16 protein-coding genes are annotated in these 19635 nt (G+C 62.2%); 6 read left to right on the forward strand and 10 right to left on the reverse strand.

What is annotated here, in order from left to right:
• Positions 1-298 precede the first annotated feature (298 nt).
• Positions 299-1390, forward strand: a complete 1092-nt coding sequence (locus tag ABIE49_RS03175; RefSeq protein ID WP_192733522.1) for a sensor histidine kinase — start codon at positions 299-301, stop codon at positions 1388-1390.
• Between the two features lie 1357 nt (positions 1391-2747).
• The gene (locus ABIE49_RS03180) at positions 2748-3419 is read left to right on the forward strand and encodes a recombinase family protein (protein WP_192733523.1); all 672 of its coding nucleotides are present in this window, start codon (positions 2748-2750) and stop codon (positions 3417-3419) included.
• Between the two features lie 83 nt (positions 3420-3502).
• Here the strand turns inward: ABIE49_RS03180 and ABIE49_RS03185 are convergent, their stop codons facing one another.
• The 9 genes from ABIE49_RS03185 to ABIE49_RS03225 all read right to left on the reverse strand — a co-directional run bounded on the left by ABIE49_RS03185 (position 3503) and on the right by ABIE49_RS03225 (position 14019).
• Complete coding sequence (locus tag ABIE49_RS03185) at positions 3503-3817, reverse strand: hypothetical protein (RefSeq protein ID WP_192733524.1); 315 nt, start codon at positions 3815-3817, stop codon at positions 3503-3505.
• 307 nt (positions 3818-4124) lie between these two features.
• On the reverse strand, positions 4125-4793 hold the full coding sequence (locus tag ABIE49_RS03190) for a hypothetical protein (RefSeq protein WP_192733525.1): 669 nt from the start codon (positions 4791-4793) through the stop codon (positions 4125-4127).
• A 321-nt stretch (positions 4794-5114) separates the two neighbouring features.
• Positions 5115-5600, reverse strand: coding sequence for a hypothetical protein (locus ABIE49_RS03195; protein ID WP_192733526.1), 486 nt, complete (start codon positions 5598-5600; stop codon positions 5115-5117).
• Positions 5597-7699 (reverse strand): AICE element replication initiation protein, encoded by a 2103-nt coding sequence (locus ABIE49_RS03200; protein WP_354066567.1) that lies wholly within the window; start codon positions 7697-7699, stop codon positions 5597-5599. Before ABIE49_RS03200 ends, ABIE49_RS03195 begins: the two co-directional genes overlap by 4 nt.
• A gap of 20 nt (positions 7700-7719) precedes the next feature.
• Positions 7720-8631 carry a DUF7146 domain-containing protein gene (locus tag ABIE49_RS03205; protein ID WP_354066569.1) on the reverse strand — a complete coding sequence of 304 codons (912 nt, stop codon included), beginning with the start codon at positions 8629-8631 and terminating at the stop codon, positions 7720-7722.
• 46 nt (positions 8632-8677) lie between these two features.
• Positions 8678-8914, reverse strand: coding sequence for a hypothetical protein (locus tag ABIE49_RS03210; RefSeq protein ID WP_192733528.1), 237 nt, complete (start codon positions 8912-8914; stop codon positions 8678-8680).
• A gap of 122 nt (positions 8915-9036) precedes the next feature.
• Entirely contained in the window at positions 9037-9297 is a 261-nt protein-coding gene (locus ABIE49_RS03215; RefSeq protein ID WP_192733529.1) for a hypothetical protein, read from the reverse strand.
• 382 nt (positions 9298-9679) lie between these two features.
• Positions 9680-10930, reverse strand: coding sequence for a site-specific integrase (locus ABIE49_RS03220; protein WP_192733530.1), 1251 nt, complete (start codon positions 10928-10930; stop codon positions 9680-9682).
• Between the two features lie 776 nt (positions 10931-11706).
• Positions 11707-14019 carry a GumC family protein gene (locus ABIE49_RS03225; protein ID WP_192733531.1) on the reverse strand — a complete coding sequence of 771 codons (2313 nt, stop codon included), beginning with the start codon at positions 14017-14019 and terminating at the stop codon, positions 11707-11709.
• A 217-nt stretch (positions 14020-14236) separates the two neighbouring features.
• On the opposite strand from ABIE49_RS03225, the gene ABIE49_RS03230 reads away from it, so the two are divergent.
• The 4 genes from ABIE49_RS03230 to ABIE49_RS03245 all read left to right on the forward strand — a co-directional run bounded on the left by ABIE49_RS03230 (position 14237) and on the right by ABIE49_RS03245 (position 19091).
• Positions 14237-14836, forward strand: coding sequence for a polysaccharide biosynthesis/export family protein (locus ABIE49_RS03230; RefSeq protein WP_192733532.1), 600 nt, complete (start codon positions 14237-14239; stop codon positions 14834-14836).
• Between the two features lie 2 nt (positions 14837-14838).
• Positions 14839-15972, forward strand: a complete 1134-nt coding sequence (locus tag ABIE49_RS03235; RefSeq protein ID WP_192733533.1) for a glycosyltransferase family 4 protein — start codon at positions 14839-14841, stop codon at positions 15970-15972.
• Positions 15973-16099: 127 nt separating this feature from the next.
• Positions 16100-17653 carry an undecaprenyl-phosphate glucose phosphotransferase gene (locus ABIE49_RS03240; RefSeq protein ID WP_192733534.1) on the forward strand — a complete coding sequence of 518 codons (1554 nt, stop codon included), beginning with the start codon at positions 16100-16102 and terminating at the stop codon, positions 17651-17653.
• Positions 17654-17825: 172 nt separating this feature from the next.
• Positions 17826-19091 (forward strand): O-antigen ligase family protein, encoded by a 1266-nt coding sequence (locus tag ABIE49_RS03245; RefSeq protein ID WP_192733535.1) that lies wholly within the window; start codon positions 17826-17828, stop codon positions 19089-19091.
• On the opposite strand, the gene ABIE49_RS03250 is transcribed toward ABIE49_RS03245, so the two are convergent.
• Positions 19063-19593 carry a MarR family winged helix-turn-helix transcriptional regulator gene (locus tag ABIE49_RS03250; RefSeq protein ID WP_192733536.1) on the reverse strand — a complete coding sequence of 177 codons (531 nt, stop codon included), beginning with the start codon at positions 19591-19593 and terminating at the stop codon, positions 19063-19065. The genes ABIE49_RS03245 and ABIE49_RS03250 overlap by 29 nt on opposite strands.
• Positions 19594-19635: the final 42 nt, after the last annotated feature.

Genomic DNA, 19635 nt, shown 5'->3' on the forward strand with positions numbered 1-19635 from the left:
TAGTCCGCTCACGCGCTAAAAGCGGACCCGACCCCGCTGCCCGACGGCCCCTTTTCACCGGAAGCATTCGTGGAAATGAGCGGCATTGACCGGTAGCGGTACCGGCGCGATATCAATCCCGACATACCGTCCCGGGGATCAGTTGCCCCTAGCGTTTCCGGGCGGCAGTGGCGGTGTCCGATCTTGAGGGCAAAGTCCAACTTCCCGTCGCGGACTGGGACCTCCCCTTAGCTGACATTGTACTTCGGGGAACTTTGGCTCTAGGCTGGACGGCAAGCGTCTGAGCGGAGTTGCGCGTATGGGTGGGGATGTCAGCGACTTCTTGTCGGGCGGCGGCGAGATGGGCGCTTTAACGAGGGCATTTGACTGGACAAAGACGCCGCTTGGACCCCCGGAAGCATGGCCGCAAAGTCTTCGTGTTACCGTGCGGCTCGTTCTCACTTCACGCCACCCGATGTTCATTTGGTGGGGACCGGAGCTCACCCAATTCTACAACGATGCCTACCGAGAAACGATGGGGCCCGAGCGGCACCCAAGCGCCTTGGGAGCGCGGGGCCAGGAGTGCTGGGCTGAGATATGGGACATCATCGGTCCTCAAATCGAATACGTCATGGCAGGTAATGGTGCGACTTGGCATGAGGACCAACTGGTGCCAGTGACGCGACACGGCCACCGCGAAGATGTCTGGTGGACGTATAGCTTCGGTCCAATTGATCTTGAAGACAAAGTTGGCGGCGTGCTCGTCGTCTGCAGGGATGTCACGTCCGAGCACATGGCAAGGGAAGCACTGAAGCTCATCAACGAAGAGCTGAAGCACCGTGTTAAGAACACTCTTGCGGTGCTTGGTGCTGTGGCAAGCCAGACATTTCGCGACGGGTCGAGCAAAGCTGATCTAGAAAAGTATCAAGGACGACTTGCCGCGTTCGCGCGAGCTCACGACTTGCTCACGGCAGCAAATTGGGCTGCTGCACCCCTTCAAGATGTGATCAGTACTGCCCTGAGCCCGTATAGAACAAGCGAGGGCCGGATTACAGTTTCGGGTCCTCCCCTTATTGTCAAATCGCGGCAGGCTCTGGCTCTATCCTTAGCAATCCACGAGCTTGCGACCAATGCATTGAAGTATGGCGCTCTTAGCGTGATGGGCGGCCGCGTGTCGATTACGTGGACGACCGAAGATCATGCGAGTGAGCCGCAGTTTATTTTCGTCTGGCAGGAGTTTGGGGGACCGCCCGTGTCGGAACGCCCTGGCGTGGGCTTTGGTTCGCGCCTCATTTCCCGAGCGCTGAAAGACGATTTCAGGGGCACTGTTGAAGTATCGTATGGATCAGCCGGGTTGATTTGCAGCCTGACGGCTCCTCTCGAAAATCTGGGAAATTCACCGATAGAATAACCGCTGCAGGTACCTGAGCGATTCCAATTACTACCTGCCGCCCCGGTGACCACCGGTCGCCGGCGAGTCGCGGCGGCGCTATGCATCGATCTGCAATTACGTTGTAGGTTGTGATCGCAATGCTAATCCACGCTGGTCCCACTGCATCGCTGTCAGGATGAGACATGAGCCACATACTTTTCTTGCTGACCATGCTGCTGCCCCTTGCATCCGTCTCTCATGCCAAGCCGATTGACTGGCAGGCCGAATTGGACCGCTGCCGTGCGCTGCGCGAGCAGGTTGAACCGCTGCTGCTGGCAGGCCAAGGCATATCTGCGATCGCGCGGTCCGGGACAGCGGCCCGACGCTGCGTCTGGATAGAGCGGCGTGCGTTGAGGCGTGGCGCTCGATAGATCAGGCCCTCAGTAGCCAATACATACCGCGGCACATCGACAGTACGATGGCAGTTACCGCTTCGGTAACAGCTCAGTCTACAAGGCCGGTCTTTGGCGGCCGAGGCGGCGGCGGCACCGCGACGGCTGTCGCGGGAATGAAAATAGGTGTCAGTCACCGGTACCGGTACCCGACCGATTCCAATCCCGCATTACCGCCCCCGGGTCTCCGCCACTCCTCCGCCCGCGCGCCCTCACAGAAGCTCTGTGGTGCGGTGTCTACATTCCGCTGGCACAAACGTGGTTCAACGGAAATAACGCACTGACGGCTCGCGCTGAGCCAACACGACGGCTGCAACCAATCAACTAAGAGCGGCACCACAGAGACTGGCGGTCCGGCCAACGGTCTCCCGTGCTTCATCGCTAGCTTTCAAAAAGTGTAGTTTGTGGATGATTTAATTTGCCCCTGTGACAGTGCAGCTTTTAGATTCCAAATCTCAAGCTTTCAAAGCGGGGCACTTCATGAAATTCGGTTACGCCAGGGTCAGTTCACCACGCAGCGAGTGACCGGTAACGGTACCCGGTGCGTCTTCAATCCCGACATACCGCCCGCGGGGTCCGACGACGTACGCTTTTGTAGACGGGCAATCGCAAACTAAGCATGCTTTCCGACGAATTTTTCCCTCCCCCGGGGGTGTCTCGTAAACGTGTGACAATGCCTGATCGTCGATCGGGCACAAGAGCTCGTTGGCGACGGATCGCTGTAGCTGGGACAACTCGCACTCCGCCTACGGCATCGGCACCGGCAATCAACGGTGTCGGTCGCCATCGCAGATCATTCTGACTCAACGAGCTGAGTTCGTGGCGACAGCCTCTCACCAGCCGGGATGCAGTCACTGCGCACAAAGCTGTATCGACTTTTCAGAACCGTAGCGTTTACATGTGAACGCTCGATCACTCGTAATTTCCGAGAGGATAAATCTTCTATGCTGCAAGCTGTTTCCTACATCCGCGTTTCAAAACCCAAGCAAGGCCGAAGCGGTCTCGGCTTGGAGGCTCAACAGACTGCCATCAAGTTGTTCTGCGCGCAGCACGGCTACGTGATTGAAGCCGAGTACCGCGAGGTAGAAACCGGCAAGGGAGCGGACGCGCTGGAGCGTCGGCCCGAACTCGCGGCAGCCATGAAGCTCGCCAGGAAACTCGGCAAGGGCGGCAAGGCACGTGCTGCACCGGTTATCATCGCAAAGCTGGATCGACTGAGCCGCGACGTTCACTTCATCAGCGGCCTGATGGTGCAGCGGGTGCCGTTCATCGTCACCGAGTTGGGTCCCGATGTAGATCCGTTCATGTTGCATATTCACGCCGCCGTCGCCGAAAAGGAGCGCAATCGGATCGCACAGCGGACGAGGGAAGCACTTGCAGCTGCTAAGGCCCGCGGCCAGTTGCTCGGCAACCCCGCCATCGGCAGCGCTCGGAAGGCAGAGGCGGATCTCCACGCTGCAAAACTGCGACACGTCATTGAACCGCTTCGTAGTCTTCCGGCCAAACGTATCTCGGCTATCCTAAACGACCAGAAGGTCGCTGCACCGCGCGGTGGAAGCTGGCAGGCCACTCAAGTGATCCGCCTGTTGAATCGCCTCGACCTCATGTCGGCGTGAACGCCCAAGGTTGCGAGCCGCGCCGCGACGGCAGGCGGAAGCGTTTCACGTGAAAGCGAGCGTCACGTTAGTCTAATTGATCATCAGGTTCTGGTCTTTGGCGCGGGAGCAGGCAGGAGCTTGGGCTGTTCTGATTGCGGCAACCCGCCAGAAGCGATCAGATGGAGATCTGCATCGGTAAGCTCTTGGATAGATGCATCATGTCGATCAACCACCTGCACGGGCTTGCCATCGAGACGGTCGGCAAGCTCCCTGATGGCGGCGAGATCGCCCTCTTCTGCCTTTTCCGCCAGTTTCTCCGCAATCCTGCGAAGTCGAAGTGGATCGCCCCGGAGAGCAATCCGAAGGGCGTCATTGAAAGGCTTCTCCCTGTTCACACTACCGATCGGCCGTCCCATAACGCTCTCCGTATCAGTTCCAACATCGATATGAGCCTACTCCTAATTCACCGATGGAACTACGTTCCCAGACCGCAGCGCTCCAGCAGCGTGTTCACGGCAGTCGCATTGCAGGGTCAGGCACCTCGCCTTTTGGTTTCTGAGTCAATGACATCCGACCGGTTCGTTGCAATGGACCCAAGATAACGCAGTTCGTGGCAGCTAGCGAATGCCTCGTGCTGCTCCTACTGCCGAGGTCGCGCAGCACGATATCGAGTTGAAGTACCAACCCGGCGCGGCGGCTAGTACCGCAACAGGATGCCTGTTGTTAGTCGGCCGGCTCCAGCTCTCGTGGAGGTCGAGTATCTCGCGGCCCGACGACGCACTCCGTCGTCGCGGCAACTTTCACAAGCGCACAAATCTCCTGCACGCCAGGCAGCGGGCAGTTGCGCTCCAAGTATTGCGCTATATCAAGTGCTGCTGTCGGGGTGACTCTGACGATCACGTCCCGCGGCGCCTGCTTGGGGGGCCGCAACAAATCGGTCGTCACTCCCAGCTTGCTGACGAAGCGCGCCCGGGCAGCATTGAAATTGTGCTCGGCCAGAATCTCGAAGGCCGGTGTTGCCATGCATCGAATCGTCCCCTCCCGGCATGTCGCTGGGTGAGCCTCGGTGAAGGCCTTGGCATCCTCATACGTGTCGAACGGGCCGACGATGTCTGGATCCGTGGGGTAGCCGGTCGGAAGTAGGATGCAGTGGGGAGCAAGCTCTGTTTCAATTTCAAGGGGACACCAATAGATCTTCTGGTCCTCCCAACGCACGGCGCAGACCTCCTCCAGCGTGACATCGGTCACCACGTCGCGGATGACGGGAAGAAGATCCTTTACGGCGGAGCAATCCTTGGGTTCTCGCGACGAGTAGTCGTGGTCGCCGACCGCTCGCCTGTAAGCCTCGCGAATCCGGTCCTGTCTGCTCGATGGAGGGTCGGTTTCATTCATCGTCCTAATTCCCTTCGCTATTGCCGATCTCAGCCATTTTGAGCTGACTCCGATCCTCAGGTTTGCGCCCGCGTATGACAACGGCGACAGGTTGTTGGAGCGTGCATCGGCCGCGAGTGCGCATTCTGACCGTCCCGAATGTCGCCGCTATAGCCGCAGTGCAGACCGAACTTTTCGAGGTGGCGCACCACGTCGCCGTCGCCGGCACAGGGTCGGCGAAGGTCGCGATGCCGCGAAGGTGAGGGATCAGCGGCACTACGGCAGCCCGTGGCGTTGGGTAAAAATCAGCCTCGCGCCGCTCGAAGTTGCTTCGCTTGCCCATCAGCCCACCCCAATGATCAGGGAGAGGACCTCGACCGCCCCAGCCTTTCGGTTTGCATGCCATGCTTCCCAGCAACGCGAATGTAGCCAGGCATGACCGGTCGGTGCGGCGCCGTACGGCAACAACTTATCGTGGTCGTCCTCGCCGCCACAGCCGAGGCAGCGGTTGGACGGTGACGAGAGCGGATTGCGATTCAGCCATTCGACCATGCAGCATTCAAGTGCGCGAGCCTCAGCCTCAGCCCGCGGCAGTCCAGCGTCGAACTCGACAATTCCTGCCCGCTCGTCAAAGTAAACCTGCCAGTCCTCGCCCGACCAGCCGTCAACATGCTGAAGCAGCGCCACGATCTCGGCCTTGTGCCGGGACAGGGCATCGAGCACGGCAACCGGCGGCGCCAATGCTGCGCTCAACGCAAGGTCCGCGCCATCGAGTGAGAGTTCAATTCCAGCGGCGCGCGCCGCCGTGATAGCCTGGACGGCGCTCATAACCGCATGCTCCAAACCGGAGCCCCCGTTTTTCCCGACCCAGATTGGGCCGGGGAATTTGCGTCCGCACCGTCCGCAGCGTCCGCACCGTTGGTTTCCAACGGGTTGGCGCGGACGGTCTGATCGTCACCTTGGCCGCTACCGTCCACACGGCACGGGTTTGCGTCCGCATCGCAATTTTGTGCCCGCGCCGACTGAGCCGAGAAACCATTGCCCGGATTGACATTTGCCAAATGGGCGGACGGTTCGGACGGAGTGGACGCAAATTCCCCGGGCTTTTCTGACGCGGAAAAAGTGCTGATGATGGTGACGCTCCGCGTCCGCGCCCGGCTTTTTTCTTTCGTGAAGGCGATATCGATCCCGATCTTGCGCAGGAAGGTCGCAGCCCGCCGCAGCCGGCCCGATAGTGCACGGGGGCTATCAGGCCATTCCTTCGACTTGGCAATGCGCTCCCCCACCACCTCGACTAGCGCGCCCAGAAGTTCCGAGGCAGTTCCCGTCCACACCGTCTGCGTGGCCGTCCAGGTCTCCGCCTCCTGAGCCTCCTGCTTCGCCATGAAAGCTCGCACTGAGCTGGCAACGGGGTCAGCGTCAATGACGCCTTCGACGGTCTCGTCGCGATTGCCAGAATAGGTCGACGAGAAGGTGCCGCTGGGCCACAGCGCCGTCTCGCACGCCGTCGCCCACAGTGCGAAATCCGCCATGCGGGGCAGCTTTTCCAACCGCGTCCCGGACAACCGCTTGAGGCCCTCGACCACGGCATCGAGCAGCACACCAAGGATGCGGGGGCGTTCGACTTCAAACGCGGCCCACAATTCCTGTTCCGGTCGACGGTGCTCGTCTGGAATCGGCTGCAACATCAGAAACAGGGCACGGTCGGCGAGGTCGGGCCGAGTGACGATCTCTTCAATGCCGTTAAGAATCACGGGCCGCGTGGCGTCGAACAGGACCTCGTCATTGTCGGTGTAGAGCTGACGCACCGCGAAGCCACCGCCAGTCGCCAACCGGCAAAGCGTGTCGGAAATCCACGACCGTAAACCCGATACATTGTCGAAGGCGAGCACATGGCCGTTGCTGGCGGCGATGAACAGTTCGCGATCCTCGCGCGGCAAAGCCCGCAGGGGGGCGGTGTTGGGATCGAGCAACGACCGCAGGATCGCAGAGAAGGTGGACTTGGCCGAGCCCTGCTCGCCAGACAGAGCAAGCACCGGATAGGGACCTCGATTGCGCAAGCCAGCCAGCACCCATGCGACCGCCAGGACGAAGTCATTATCCGATTTCACGTTGAGGAAGGCCCGCAGAGCCTCGATCGATCCACCGGTTACCGGCGCAGGAAGGGGCCGCATACCGGCCGTGCGACGGAAACGCACCGGCGGATTGTCAACAACTCGCCAACCGCCGGCATCGATCTCCACCGCCCGCCAGGTCGCGTCGCAGAGGTCGAGGTAGAGCCGGTCGTTCAGTCCGCCTACGCGGATATGGACTGCGCGCTCGGGCGCATCGAAATGCGCCTTCGCCTCGATCACGTTGAGCGCCGACTGCAACGCCTCCGAACTCGGCGCGCCCTGCGTCGCCTCGAAGAAACGGCGTGCGAGCCAACGACGGAAACCCTTGGCTCGGATCGACCATGTCTCCCGGTGGCCGCGGATGTTTAGATCAGCGAATCCAGATCCATCAGGCGCATGGAACAGTTCGGCGGTTCGCGCGAGATCGATCAATATATCGGCGTGTGTGGGTTTACGCCCGCCCACATCACCGCAATCCTCGGCGATTGCCCCATCGAGCGCCGTCACTCTGCAGCCCGCGCTTTTCAGTCGAGCACGCAGTTCTTCAAACGCCGCCCGGTCGTCTTTTTTCAGCGCGGCGAGGGTTGCCAGCGCCTCCGGGGTGAAGGGCGCGCCGGGATCGCCAGCGGTTTCCTCGACCAATCCATTCAGCGGGTCGTATACCTCCTCAGCTTGAGCAACCGAATCGAAGATCTCTTGCTCGGCAGCTTTGATTTGTTCGTCATTGTCAGGGTTCACCGGGCCGGCGAGATTCGAGGGTGCTGCTTGGCCGCCGCGAACACCGCGGCAATGCACACAGAGAAACTTCGGCAACAAATGCTCGCATTCCGTGCTCATCGCCACAGCAATTCACCCCCATAACTTGAACGCTCGGATGCGCTCGCCGTCAGCTTGGCCGAAGCCGGGCCGTGGCCGGTACTAGCGAAACCGGTCCCCGAGCGAGAGGCCGAGAGCATGTCGTTGAAATCCAGGCCGATACCCGGACGAGCGATCCGAACACGGCGACCTTCGCGCTTCCAGCGCAATGCACAATCTAGCGCCGCTGCTTCGCCAGGCTGGTCGCCATCGGCGAGCACAATCACATCTCGCACGTCGTGCGGCAGATTGAGCGAGCGCAGGCCCGAGGTCGACAGTGCTGCCCATGCCGGATATCCGGTCGCCTGCATTGCGGAAAGGCACGTTTCAATGCCTTCACCGATCATCAGCAAGGAGTTCGGCTGGGCGAGGCGCACCGCGCCGCCACGGCACGGGCCAAGAATCATCTTTGCCGGTGTGACCGGTGCTTTGCCTTCGCCGTCGAGCGCAAGGTAGGTGCGGTGAATAGCGAGCGGCTCGCCAACTACCCCGTTGGTCACCAACGCCACCATCGCCGGCCAGACACCACCCGACGAGTGCTTCAATCCTGGGTGGAAGCGCAAATCACCTGGAGCCGGCAGGATCAACGCGCGCGAGTTCAGATATGCCGCGACCGGCGTTGCGTCAGCCGGTTGCGATGCTTGCCAGATCGCCCGCGCCGCCTCGCTGTATTTGCGGGCGGCGGTGCTGGGTCCAACGGAAACGCGGTTTTGGCGTTGGTGGGCGAAGCGGCCCCACGTCCGGTTCATTTCCCAAAGACCGCGTTGGCGAAGGACGGCGATCACGTCGCGTTGATCGCAGCCGGCGTGGCAGTAAACCAGCACCGTGTTGTCCGAATCGCTGATCGACAGGCTCGGCGTGCTATCGCCGTGCGCCGGACAGCGCGCCATCCACGTTGCGCCTGAACGATGTCCGCCAAGGGCTCTAGCGAGATTTTCAGCGGTCATGGCACGCCCGCTTGGCATTTTCGCGCTTACGACGCCATTCCGCCGCGGATTCCAGCGTGATCAGAGTGCGTGCGCCAACTTTCATCTCGCGCGGGCCTTCACCTTGCTTTTTCAGCTTGTAGAAGAATCCCTCGCTGATGCCGTGGGCCTCGCAAAACTCGGGGATGCTGAGCGCCAGGCGCGGCGTTTGTGGTACGGCAGCGGATTGGGTGCGGGATTTCGGCATGCTCGACTCCTCGACGAGTGAGGGCCGGCACCGCTTGGCGATAGTACTGATCGGGATAAGAGGGCGGCTCAATGCCTACTCTTGTGTTCCCGGCCGGCACCCCGCCTAAGGTACCGGCCTCTTTATTTTGCTGATGCCTTATCGGACAGTGCCGCGCGGCGCCTAACCCAAGCGTGCACGCGGGTTTTCAGGAACGGCGCCTGTCGCTTGCCGGTTTTGATCGGCGACGGAAAACCGTACTGCTCCTGCTTGCGGTGCAAATCCGTCCGATCACGAACGATGCCGCGCGCTTTAAGATCAGCATAGCTGTAGAGTCCGGCCGCGATCTCGTCGTCGGTCGGCGCATCATCTTCCACTTCGATTTGGAGTTTGGTCGGCAACATGGCGTCACCTCACGCAGTGTGTGGTGACCAAGTAACCTAACCAGAAAAACTCACCCGTCTATACCAAATAATTACGAAAAATAAGGCAGCGCCTCCGCCGCTAAGTAGCTCATTACATTCTGCATTGATCACGGCCGACACTATTGCGCTCTATCCTCGCCACAAACGGTTTGAACTGATGTAACGCTCGTTTGCCGCCCCCGTGCGACCCGTTTAATGGCGGACTTCAAGGGCACGCGACGAAATCGCCATGCGGGGAAACTGGCGGTGCGACCAGCTTGTCGGATACCTCTATCCGCGCTTGATATTGGTTTACGCCCGGGACGCTGGTCTCCAAGCCGGACGACATAGCTTGGTATTCCAAGCGGCTTGGTGTTGACGCTTATCTCATCATTGCGACCACATTGTCAGCGGGCGTACGTTCCGACAACAGTCCGGCGCGCGTGATGTCGTCGATAGAATGCTCAGTGATGTACTTCGAATAATGCTTTTCGATCATCGCGACGCTGGTGTTGTGCAGCGACGCCACCAGCCGGATGGGAACATTTCGCAGCAGCATGCGGACGATACTAGAGTGCCGCAGGCAGTACATCGTTACCTCGGCGGGATCGAGCCCGATAGCGGCAACGATATTGTCGACTTGCCGATGATAGTTCTGGCCGGGATTCTTGTCCCAGAGCCTGCCGTTGCTTTGCAGCAGCAGCGGTGCGTCGGCGTTGCGCCCCTTCGCCGATGCCTTCAACCTCATCGCCAACGCTCGCGTGATTGGGACACTATAGCGCTCGGTCCTCTTCGCACTGCGGTTCCTGCCGCCGCCCTTGGCCGACTTCGGCATCATCAGCTTCGGACGCAACGGATGATCGTGCAGATCCTCGACGCGCAGTCGAACAGCTTGGCTCGGGCGGGCGCCAGTGATCGCCAACGTCTCGGTCAGCAGTCCTAACTTGTCATCGACGCCGTAGGCGGTGGCGACGAACTCCCGCACCTTGGCGTCGGAGAGAATGACGTTGCGGGCTACTTGTGCATTCGGCAGACCGGCAAGCCCGATCTCCCAAGCCTCTCGATTCTGAATGCGCTTATCGTGCTGCGCTGCCTGTTCCAGCGCCGCGCAGAGGCAGGCGCATAGGCGATTGAGGGTCGAAGACGCCATTGTGCCGAGCAGGCCGTCGCGCCATTTCTTTAGCTCGGCAGCCGCGAGCACAGCCACTGGCTCCGCTAGCAGCCCGCTGGAAAGGTGTAGGCGCGGCCATTCGGCGTTGTAGGGATTGGCACCGCGCGCCTCCAGATCGGTCTTGTAGGCCGTCAGTGCGCCATCCACCGTGATCGGTGCGTTATTGGCGGTGCCGTCATCGCCGCGCGCCAACTTCTTCGCGGCGTCCTGCGCCTGATAGAACGTGAGCACGTTCTTGGCGTCGGCGTCCTCGAAGTCGTCGGCGAGCGCGAAGCCTTTGGTCCAATAGGCACCGTGGCCGTCGCCCGCCTTAATGACCCATGTGCCGTTCGTCCGGTTGCGCCGGTACATCAGCGAGATACCGCGCGCGAGCGATGGGCCGCTATACGGCCTGCGGCGCACTTTTAGCCGCAGCCGTGCGCTGCGGCTTTCCAGTGCGCTGAAGCTGACCTTGCGCGCCATGAATTATGTCCCCGTTCTCGCGAAGTGTCGCGATTGTGTCTGTGAAGGCCTATGAAGGCGTATGACACGTTATGAGGATATTGCGCGGGGGATCAATGGCTTGCGGAGTCGACACTGCTCCATAGAACTTCATGGGACTCTTTATTTTCCCTGCGCAATGGCTTTACGGCTTATGCCGTGATCTCCCCGGAGACGAGTTCTGGGTTGACTCCGTCACCGCCGGTTCAGCTTGCGCTTAGCCGACGGCTTGACACCAGCAACGGGCGCCAGGACCACACGGTTTTGCCGTACGCTTAATCCACGCCCATCGTCTCAGCGTAAACCAGCGTCCATCGCAACCCGTCCAACGTCCGTGACGACGGCCGACGCCCTCTGAGTGGGACGGGATGGGTAAATATGTATGCCTGATTTTAGTTCTGGTAAACAGAAATATTTTTCATTTCGAGGCTTGACACGATTTCTGTAAATCATAACTGATTTGCCCGTCGTGTTACTTTGTCGCACGCTGGCCGCAAGATTGCGCTTGCGCGCGAGGCGCCGCGGCCCACCCGCAGGATGGGTAGAGCCAACGGGTCCGGCCTTCGGCCGGCCCGATGATAAACTCCGCGAAACCCATCGATTGGGACCTCGCGGATAGACGATGGGTTTCGCTTCGCTCTACCCATCACATTCTGTCGTCATTGCGAGCGAAGCGAAGCAATCCATGTCGCGGCAAAACGGATAGGTGGATTGCTTCGTCGCTTCGCTCCTCGCAATGACGGGAGTATGTCGCGCCCCTACGCCGCCACCACGCGCGGGGCGCGTTCGGCGGCGTCCGAGGGCTGGCACGGCTTGCGCAGCATCGTGACGTCGGAGAAGCCGACGGCGCGGAGCTGATCGCACATGATGCTGCGGGCATCCGAATCCATCGAGGCGTCGGGGACTACGACCGCGCGGGCATGCGCGGTCAGTAGTTCCGCCGGCAGGTCGGAGGCCGAGCCGGCATCGAGCAACACATGGTCGTAGACCCGCAGCAGCGCGTCGATCGCCAGCGTCAGCCGCGGCGACTGCAGCTGCGAGCGATCGAAGCCCGGACGTCCGGCGCTGACGAGATGGACGCGCGACAGCCGGTCCTTGGTGATGATCTGCGCAAAGGTTGCTTCGCCCTGCATCAGTTCGGCGAGCCCGGGGGCCGCCGGATCGACCGAGACCGCCGTCATCGTCGGCGAAGACGCGGTCAGGTCGACCACCACGATCTTGGCCTGCCGCGCCATCAGGCGCGCCAGCGTCAAGGCGGTCAGCGTGATGCCCTCGCTCGACGCGGTGCCGAGGACTGTTATCTTGCGCGCCGCCTCACCCGCCTGGCCGAGCCGGTCGGCCAGTTGCTCGATTTCTTCGATTCCTGCCGCGAGCTCGGCGCGAGGCTCGCTGAAGGCAGGCTTTGCGTCGTCCGTCACGGGATGTTCAGGTTCCGGTCCGAAATCATCTTGAGGCTCGAAATACGGTGCAGTCGGAGGCGCGGAGACGCGAGCCGGTTCTGCGGCTGAAGTCACGGCAGCGGGCACGGCTACGGCAGCCGCGCGCGGCGCGGTCATGCGCAGCAGCTCGCCGGTCGCGATCGCGCCTGAGGTCAGCAGCAAGGTCGCCAGCGTCGCGATCAGCACGATCGGGAGCTTCTTCGGATAGGCCGGCGTATTGGAAACGGTGGCGCGCGAGATGATGCGGCCGTCGGCCGGCGCGGCCTCGATGTTTTCGCGGGCGGCGGCCTCGCGGTATTTCGCCAGATAGGATTCCAGGAGATCGCGCTGCGCCTTGGCTTCGCGCTCCAACGCGCGCAGCTGCACGTCCTGGCCGTTGGACGCGGAGGCCTGCTTCTTGACCAGATCAAGTTCGTTTCTCAGGCTATCGACCCGGCCGCTGGCGAGGCGCGCGTCATTCTCGAGCGAGCGCGAGATCTTGCTCGCCTCCTCGCGCAACTGACGATCGAGATCGCCGAGCTGCGCCTTCAATTCCTTGATGCGGGGGTGACCGTCGAGCAGCGTCGACGACTGTTCGGCGAGCTGCGCGCGCAGCGTCACCCGCTGTTCGGACAGCCGGCGGATCAATTCGGAATTGAGCACCTCGGAAGCCTCGATCGGCTTGCCGCTCTGAAGCATGTCCTTGATCATGCGCGCCTTGGACTCGGCGTCCGATTTCAGCGCCCGGGCGTTGTTGAGCTGGGTGTTGATCTCGCCCATCTGCTGGTTGGACAGCGAGGTGTTGTTGGTGCCGATGAACAGGCTCGACTTCGAGCGGAAATCTTCCGCGCGCTGTTCGGCCTCCGCGACCTTCTTGCGCAGATCCTCGATACCGCCCGACAGCCAGCCGCTGGCGGATTTCGCCTGGTCCTGGCGCGCGCCCTGCTGCAACGCCAGATAGCCTTCCGCGATCGAATTGGCGACGCGCGCGGCCAGTTCCGGATCGCGCGACTGGAATTCGATGACGATGACGCGCGACTTGTCCACCGCATACGCCGTAAAGCGCTCGTAATAGGCGTCCAGCACCCGCTCTTCCGGCGTCAGCGACAACGGATCGCGTCCGATTCCGAACAGCGCCAGCAGCGACTTCAGCGGCGAAAAGCCCTGCAGCACCGGATCGAATTCCGGGCGCTCGGCCAATTTGTTCTTCTTGATGATTTCGCGCGCCAGATCGCGCGATAACAAGAGCTGCACCTGGCTCGTCACCGCCTCGGCATCGACCGTGTTGCGCTCTTCATTGCGCTCGCCGTTCGGCCGCAGGAACACGTTCTCGCGGCCATCGACCAGGATGCGCGCTTCGGATTTGTAGCGCGGGGTGACCATGTTGACGGCAGCGATCGACAGCACCAGCGCCAGCACCGTCGGGACGACGATCCAGGCGCGCTTGCGGATCAGGGCCTGACCGAGCGCGTGGAGGTCGAGATCGCCGGACTCCGGCGCGGCGACCTGCCTGGTGACGGCAGGCTTGGTGACGGCAGATTTGGCGACGACGGGCTCTGTGGCGACGGGCTTGGTGACGGCCGGTGCGGGCTTTGGAAGCGCCCGCTCCAACACGGCCTTGATCCGGCCCGTACGCCAAAACTCAAAACGCATCGCACACTCCCGCGGACGCCACTTAAAATCGTGACGCGTTTTCGCTCGAAAACGCCACGACCCTGTCTCAACCCCGGCGATTACACTCCATTAAGGTTGCTGCTGGGTTAATCCGCGCGATTTGCGGGCTGCAATGACCGCCCCGCAGGGCTGCGGTCATGTTTTGTTAACCATGAACGCCCTTAATCGGGCTGATACTTTTTCAGGATTCTCCCCCATGCGAGGCGCGCTCGCCCCGATCCCATGTCTGGTTGCTGCGCTGGCGCTTGCGGGCTGCATGGGCCGGACCACGCCGGTTGCCATGGCCCCCGCCCCGATGGCGGTGGCCTATGCCGAACAGGCGCCGCCGCGCTTTGACGCGGCCTATCATCTGGATACTGGCGACAAGCTCCGCGTCGTGGTCTACGGCCAGGAAGGCCTCACCAACACCTATGCTATCGATACCAGCGGCTCGATCACGATGCCGCTGATCGGTTCGGTCCCGGCGCGCGGCAGCACGCCCGCGGGTCTGGCCGCCGACATCGGCGCCAAACTACGCCGCGGTTTCATCCGCGAGCCCTCGGTCGCCGTCGAGGTCGAGGCCTATCGGCCGTTCTTCATCCTCGGCGAAGTGGCGGCGCCCGGACAATATCCTTATGTACCGAACATGACCGTTGAAAGCGCCGTTGCCATCGCTGGCGGCTTCTCGCCGCGCGCGTTGCGCGACCGGGTGACGGTCACGCACACCGACGGATCCGGAACGGCGCGCTACGTGGTGCCGCCGGGAACGTCCATCAGCCCGGGCGATACGGTGCTCGTTGGCGAACGCTGGTTCTGATTATGCCTGTCGCCGACGGTCAGCCTCTTCGTATCCTGCACGCGACGCGCGCCCCGGTGGGCGGCATTTTTCGCCACATCCTGGATCTCGCCAACGGCCAGGCCGATAAAGGCCATCACGTCGGCATCATCGCCGACAGCCTCACCGGCGGCGAACGCGCCGAGCAGGCGCTGGCGGAGATTGCCCCCCGCCTCAAGCTCGGCGTTCATCGCGTCGCCATCCACCGCGAACCGCGCCCCAGCGACACCTTGGCATGGGTGCGCTTCCTGCGCCTGGTACGGAACCTGAAACCGGACGTGCTGCACGGCCATGGCGCCAAGGCCGGCGTGTTCATACGCGCCGGGATCGCCGCCAGGAATACGATCCGGGTCTATACGCCGCATGGCGGGTCGCTGCATTACCCGCTGTCGACGTTCAAGGGCAACATCTATGCCCGCCTCGAGCGCGCGCTGATGGACTCGACAGACCTGTTCCTGTTCGAAAGCGCGTTTGCGCGCAACACCTATCAGCGCACCATCGGCACCCCGAAAGGGCTGGTGCGCTGCGTGTTCAACGGTGTCACCGCCAATGAGTTCGACCCGGTCGCCAAGGCCGCGGACGCCACCGACGTGCTCTATGTCGGCGAGTTCCGGCACATCAAGGGCGCCGACCTGCTGATCGACGCGGTGGCCCGGCTGCGCGCCGACGGCCGGCCGGTGACGCTGACGCTCGCCGGCGACGGCGAGGAAAGCGCGAGCCTGAAGGCACAGGTGCAGCGGCTCGGCCTCGGCGAGGCCATCCGCTTCATCGGCCACGTCAAGGCGCGCTACGGCTTCTCCAAGGGCTCGCTGCTGGTGGTTCCCTCGCGCGGCGATTCCATGCCCTATGTCGTGATCGAGGCCGCGGCGGCGGGAATTCCGATGGTGGCCGCCAATGTCGGCGGCATTCCGGAGATTTTCGGCGCCCATACCGAGGCGTTGTTCGCCCCCAACATCGCCGCCGCGATGGCTGACGCGATCGAGGTTGCGCTGGAGAATCCGGCGGCGACGCTGGAGCGGGCCAAATCCCTGCGCGAGCGGATTTTCCAGCACTTCTCGCAGAAGGCGATGGTCGAGGGCGTATTGACCGGCTATCGCGACGCGTTTGCCAATCGTTAACCGTTCTTTACCTACGTAACTGTTTCTTCCGATTTGTCCCTTAAGCCGGATGGCAGGGAATTCCGCATCGGCAGGCGCATCCCTATGTGCCGGCCTAAGAACGGAATCAACGATCGGACTTGGACCAGTGGAACCGCTTAACGCTCGCTCGATGTTAGACGCCGCCGCAGCAACGGCCGCGGCGTCCGCTACCGGTGAACGCCCGCCGATCGAACGGCGCCGCCGGTTGTCGCCGGCAGCCCTTGCCGTCACCAACCAGAAAGTCAGCCGCGCCTATTCGCCGATCGTGATCGCGGGCGCGGTCCGCCTGGTCGATTTCGTCATGCTCAGCCTGATCGGCCTTGCGCTCTATTTCGCCTATGTCGTGCGCCTCAAGGGTTTCCATTGGGAATATGTCGCCGCGATCGTCGGCATGACGGCGACCGCCGTGATCTGCTTCCAGGCCGCCGACATCTACGAAGTCCAGGTGTTCCGCGGCCAGCTGCGGCAGATGACCAGGATGATTTCGTCCTGGGCCTTCGTGTTCCTGCTGTTCATCGGCGCCTCCTTCCTGGTCAAGCTCGGCAGCGAGATATCGCGGATCTGGCTCGCATCGTTCTTCGTCGTCGGCCTCGTGGCCCTGCTGATCGAACGCGCCTTCCTGCGCACGCTGGTGCGCAGCTGGGCGCGGCAGGGCCGGCTCGACCGCCGCACCATCGTGGTGGGCTCGGACCAGAACGGCGAACAGCTGGTCGAGGCGCTCAAGACCCAGCATGATTCCGATATCGACGTGCTCGGCGTGTTCGACGACCGCAACGACAGCCGCGCGCTGGAAACCTGCGCCGGCAGCCCGAAGCTCGGCAAGGTCGACGACATCGTCGAATTCGCCCGCCGCACCCGCGTCGACCTCGTGCTGTTCGCGCTGCCGATCTCGGCCGAGACGCGCATCCTGGAAATGCTGAAGAAGCTATGGGTGCTGCCGGTCGACATCCGTCTTTCGGCACACACCAACAAGCTGCGCTTCCGTCCCCGCTCCTATTCCTATCTCGGCGAGGTGCCGACGCTGGACGTGTTCGAGGCGCCGATCACCGACTGGGACCTCGTGATGAAGTGGCTGTTCGACCACGTCGTCGGCTTCCTGATCCTGTTGCTGGCGCTGCCCGTGATGGGCCTCGTCGCGCTCGCCATCAAGCTGGACAGCCCGGGCCCGGTGATCTTCCGCCAGAAGCGGTTCGGCTTCAACAATGAGCGCATCGACGTCTTCAAGTTCCGCTCGATGTACCACCATCTTGCCGATCCCACCGCTTCCAAGGTCGTGACCAAAAACGATGCCCGCGTTACCCGCGTCGGCCGCTTCATCCGCAAGACCAGCCTCGATGAACTGCCGCAGCTGTTCAACGTGGTGTTCAAGAGCAATTTGTCGCTGGTCGGCCCGCGCCCGCACGCCGTGCAGGGCAAATTGCAGAGCCGGCTGTTCGACGAGGCCGTCGACGGCTATTTCGCGCGCCACCGCGTCAAGCCCGGCATCACCGGCTGGGCGCAGATCAACGGCTGGCGCGGCGAAGTCGACACCGACGAGAAGATCCAGAAGCGCGTCGAGTTCGACCTCTATTACATCGAGAACTGGTCGGTGCTGTTCGACCTGTTCATTCTACTCAGGACGCCGCTGGCGCTGATGACGAAGAACGAGAACGCTTACTAGTTAGAGAGACTACCGGCGTCATTGCGAGGAGCGAAGCGACGAAGCAATCCACACCTCCTTCGCCGCACGATGGATTGCTTCGCTTCGCTCTCATGCACAAACGCTTCGCGTTTGCTGCAGACAATGACGGAAGCACTGGTTTCAGTACTGTGTTGAGTTGCGTGAGTATCGAATGGCGTATGCGGCGACAGCCGAGGGATCCCTTCCATCGTTGACGGCCGCGCCGGGCGTGCTCGCGGTGCAGCGCGCGATGGTATGGCTGGTCGGCGCGTCCGGGGCCATCGTCTTCATCGAGCCCAGCCCCTATGAGATCGCAACGCTGCTGGCGTCGCTGGTGTTCTTTGCCACCGGCGGTTTGCGGATGCGGCTGGTGTTCATTCCGCTGTTGCTGGCGCTGTTCCTGCTCAACACCGGCTACACGATCAGCGCCATCGCCGTGATCGACCGGCCCAATGTCAGCATGTGGATCGCGACGTCCTGGTACATGGCTGTTACCGTGATGCTGTTCGCGATGGTGGTGGCCGAAGATACCGCAGCCAGGCTCGACATGCTCAGGCGCGGCCTCGTCGTCGGCGCGGTGATCGCGGCGAGCCTGGGTGTCGCCGGCTATTTCAACCTCGTCCCGGGCGGACGCGACCTCCTCACCCTGTACGATCGCGCCCGCGGCACCTTCAAGGACCCGAACGTGCTCGGCGCGTTCCTGATCCTGCCGGCGCTGTTTTGCCTGCAAAGCGTGGTCTCGGACAAGCTCGGAAAGTCACTGCGCAACACCATAGCTTTCGGCATCATGTCGCTGGCGATCCTGCTGGCGTTTTCGCGCGCGGCCTGGGGCGGGTTGATCCTGACCTCGATGTTCATGCTGGCGCTGATGGTGCTGACCAGCCGGTCGCAGGGGCAGCGCTCGCGCATCATCATGATTGCGCTTGTCGCTGCGATCCTCGCGGCGGCGCTGGTGGCGGTGCTGCTGTCGTTCGACTCGATCGCGCAGATGTTCAAGCAGCGCGCCAGTTTCGATCAAAGCTATGACTCCGGCCGCTTCGGCCGGTTCGGGCGCTACATCCTCGGCGCCAACATGGCGCTCGATCTGCCGTTCGGAATAGGTCCGCTGCAGTTCACCCGCTACTTTCCCGAGGACACCCACAATTCCTATTTGAACGCGTTCATGTCAGGCGGCTGGCTCTCCGGCGTCTGCTATCCCGCGCTGGTGTTCGTCACGGCGCTGAACGGCTTTCGCTACATCTTCGTCCGCGCGCCCTGGCAGCGCGCCTATCTGGCCGTCTTCGCCGCCTATCTCGGCACCGTCGGCGAGAGCTTTATCATCGACACCGACCATTGGCGGCATTTCTGGATGATGCTGGGGCTGATGTGGGGCATGTTCGTCGCCGCCGAGCACTACAAGGCCCGAGCACTCAACGCCGCGCCCGCGCCGGCTTCTTGAGCGCCTTCGCCTTCGGCGCGCTGATCAATCCCTTCAGCGCCTCGGTCGCTTCCAGCACCGACTTGTAGCTCTCGCTCGCAAAGCGCAGCAGCAATTGCAGTTCCGCTTCCGAGTAGGTGCTCCATAGCTTGTGCATCGCCTGCTGCATCGGCACGTAGAAGCGTCCGATCTGCGCGATGCTATCAGGCACGGTCGCGATAAAGACCTTGCGCCGGTCGGTCTCGTCGCGCTCACGGCGCACCAAGCCGGCCTTCTCCAGCCGGTCGATCACGCCGGTGATGGCGCCCGTGGTCAGCCCCGTGACCTCGGCGAGACGGCCGGCGGTGACGCGGCCCTCCAGATTGAGAAAATCCAGGCATTCGAGGTCGGAACCGGAAATTCCGGCCACGTTGGCAACGGTTTGCCCAAAGATCACGCCCTGCGCCGACGACCGACGCATCGCCTCTTCCAGCTCCTGCAACAGCGCAGCCCGCGCCTTCGGCCTTGACACGGTCGATTTCATATCTTAGTCCATAATTATCTTAGCTACTAAGATATTTAGCAG

It is taken from the genome of Bradyrhizobium sp. OAE829 (assembly GCF_040546575.1).
In the GTDB taxonomy this organism is placed as follows: domain Bacteria; phylum Pseudomonadota; class Alphaproteobacteria; order Rhizobiales; family Xanthobacteraceae; genus Bradyrhizobium.

Bases quoted from the DNA above. Each gene is read 5' to 3' on its own strand.
- ABIE49_RS03245 (WP_192733535.1), top strand. From the start codon at position 17,826: ATGGCGTATGCGGCGACAGCCGAGGGATCCCTTCCATCGTTGACGGCC.
- ABIE49_RS03180 (WP_192733523.1), top strand. From the start codon at position 2,748: ATGCTGCAAGCTGTTTCCTACATCCGCGTTTCAAAACCCAAGCAAGGC.
- ABIE49_RS03195 (WP_192733526.1), bottom strand. From the start codon at position 5,600: ATGAGCGCCGTCCAGGCTATCACGGCGGCGCGCGCCGCTGGAATTGAA.
- ABIE49_RS03225 (WP_192733531.1), bottom strand. From the start codon at position 14,019: ATGCGTTTTGAGTTTTGGCGTACGGGCCGGATCAAGGCCGTGTTGGAG.
- ABIE49_RS03210 (WP_192733528.1), bottom strand. From the start codon at position 8,914: ATGCCGAAATCCCGCACCCAATCCGCTGCCGTACCACAAACGCCGCGC.
- ABIE49_RS03235 (WP_192733533.1), top strand. From the start codon at position 14,839: ATGCCTGTCGCCGACGGTCAGCCTCTTCGTATCCTGCACGCGACGCGC.
- ABIE49_RS03230 (WP_192733532.1), top strand. From the start codon at position 14,237: ATGCGAGGCGCGCTCGCCCCGATCCCATGTCTGGTTGCTGCGCTGGCG.
- ABIE49_RS03175 (WP_192733522.1), top strand. From the start codon at position 299: ATGGGTGGGGATGTCAGCGACTTCTTGTCGGGCGGCGGCGAGATGGGC.
- ABIE49_RS03205 (WP_354066569.1), bottom strand. From the start codon at position 8,631: ATGGCGCGCTGTCCGGCGCACGGCGATAGCACGCCGAGCCTGTCGATC.
- ABIE49_RS03250 (WP_192733536.1), bottom strand. From the start codon at position 19,593: ATGAAATCGACCGTGTCAAGGCCGAAGGCGCGGGCTGCGCTGTTGCAG.
- ABIE49_RS03215 (WP_192733529.1), bottom strand. From the start codon at position 9,297: ATGTTGCCGACCAAACTCCAAATCGAAGTGGAAGATGATGCGCCGACC.
- ABIE49_RS03220 (WP_192733530.1), bottom strand. From the start codon at position 10,930: ATGGCGCGCAAGGTCAGCTTCAGCGCACTGGAAAGCCGCAGCGCACGG.
- ABIE49_RS03190 (WP_192733525.1), bottom strand. From the start codon at position 4,793: ATGAATGAAACCGACCCTCCATCGAGCAGACAGGACCGGATTCGCGAG.
- ABIE49_RS03185 (WP_192733524.1), bottom strand. From the start codon at position 3,817: ATGGGACGGCCGATCGGTAGTGTGAACAGGGAGAAGCCTTTCAATGAC.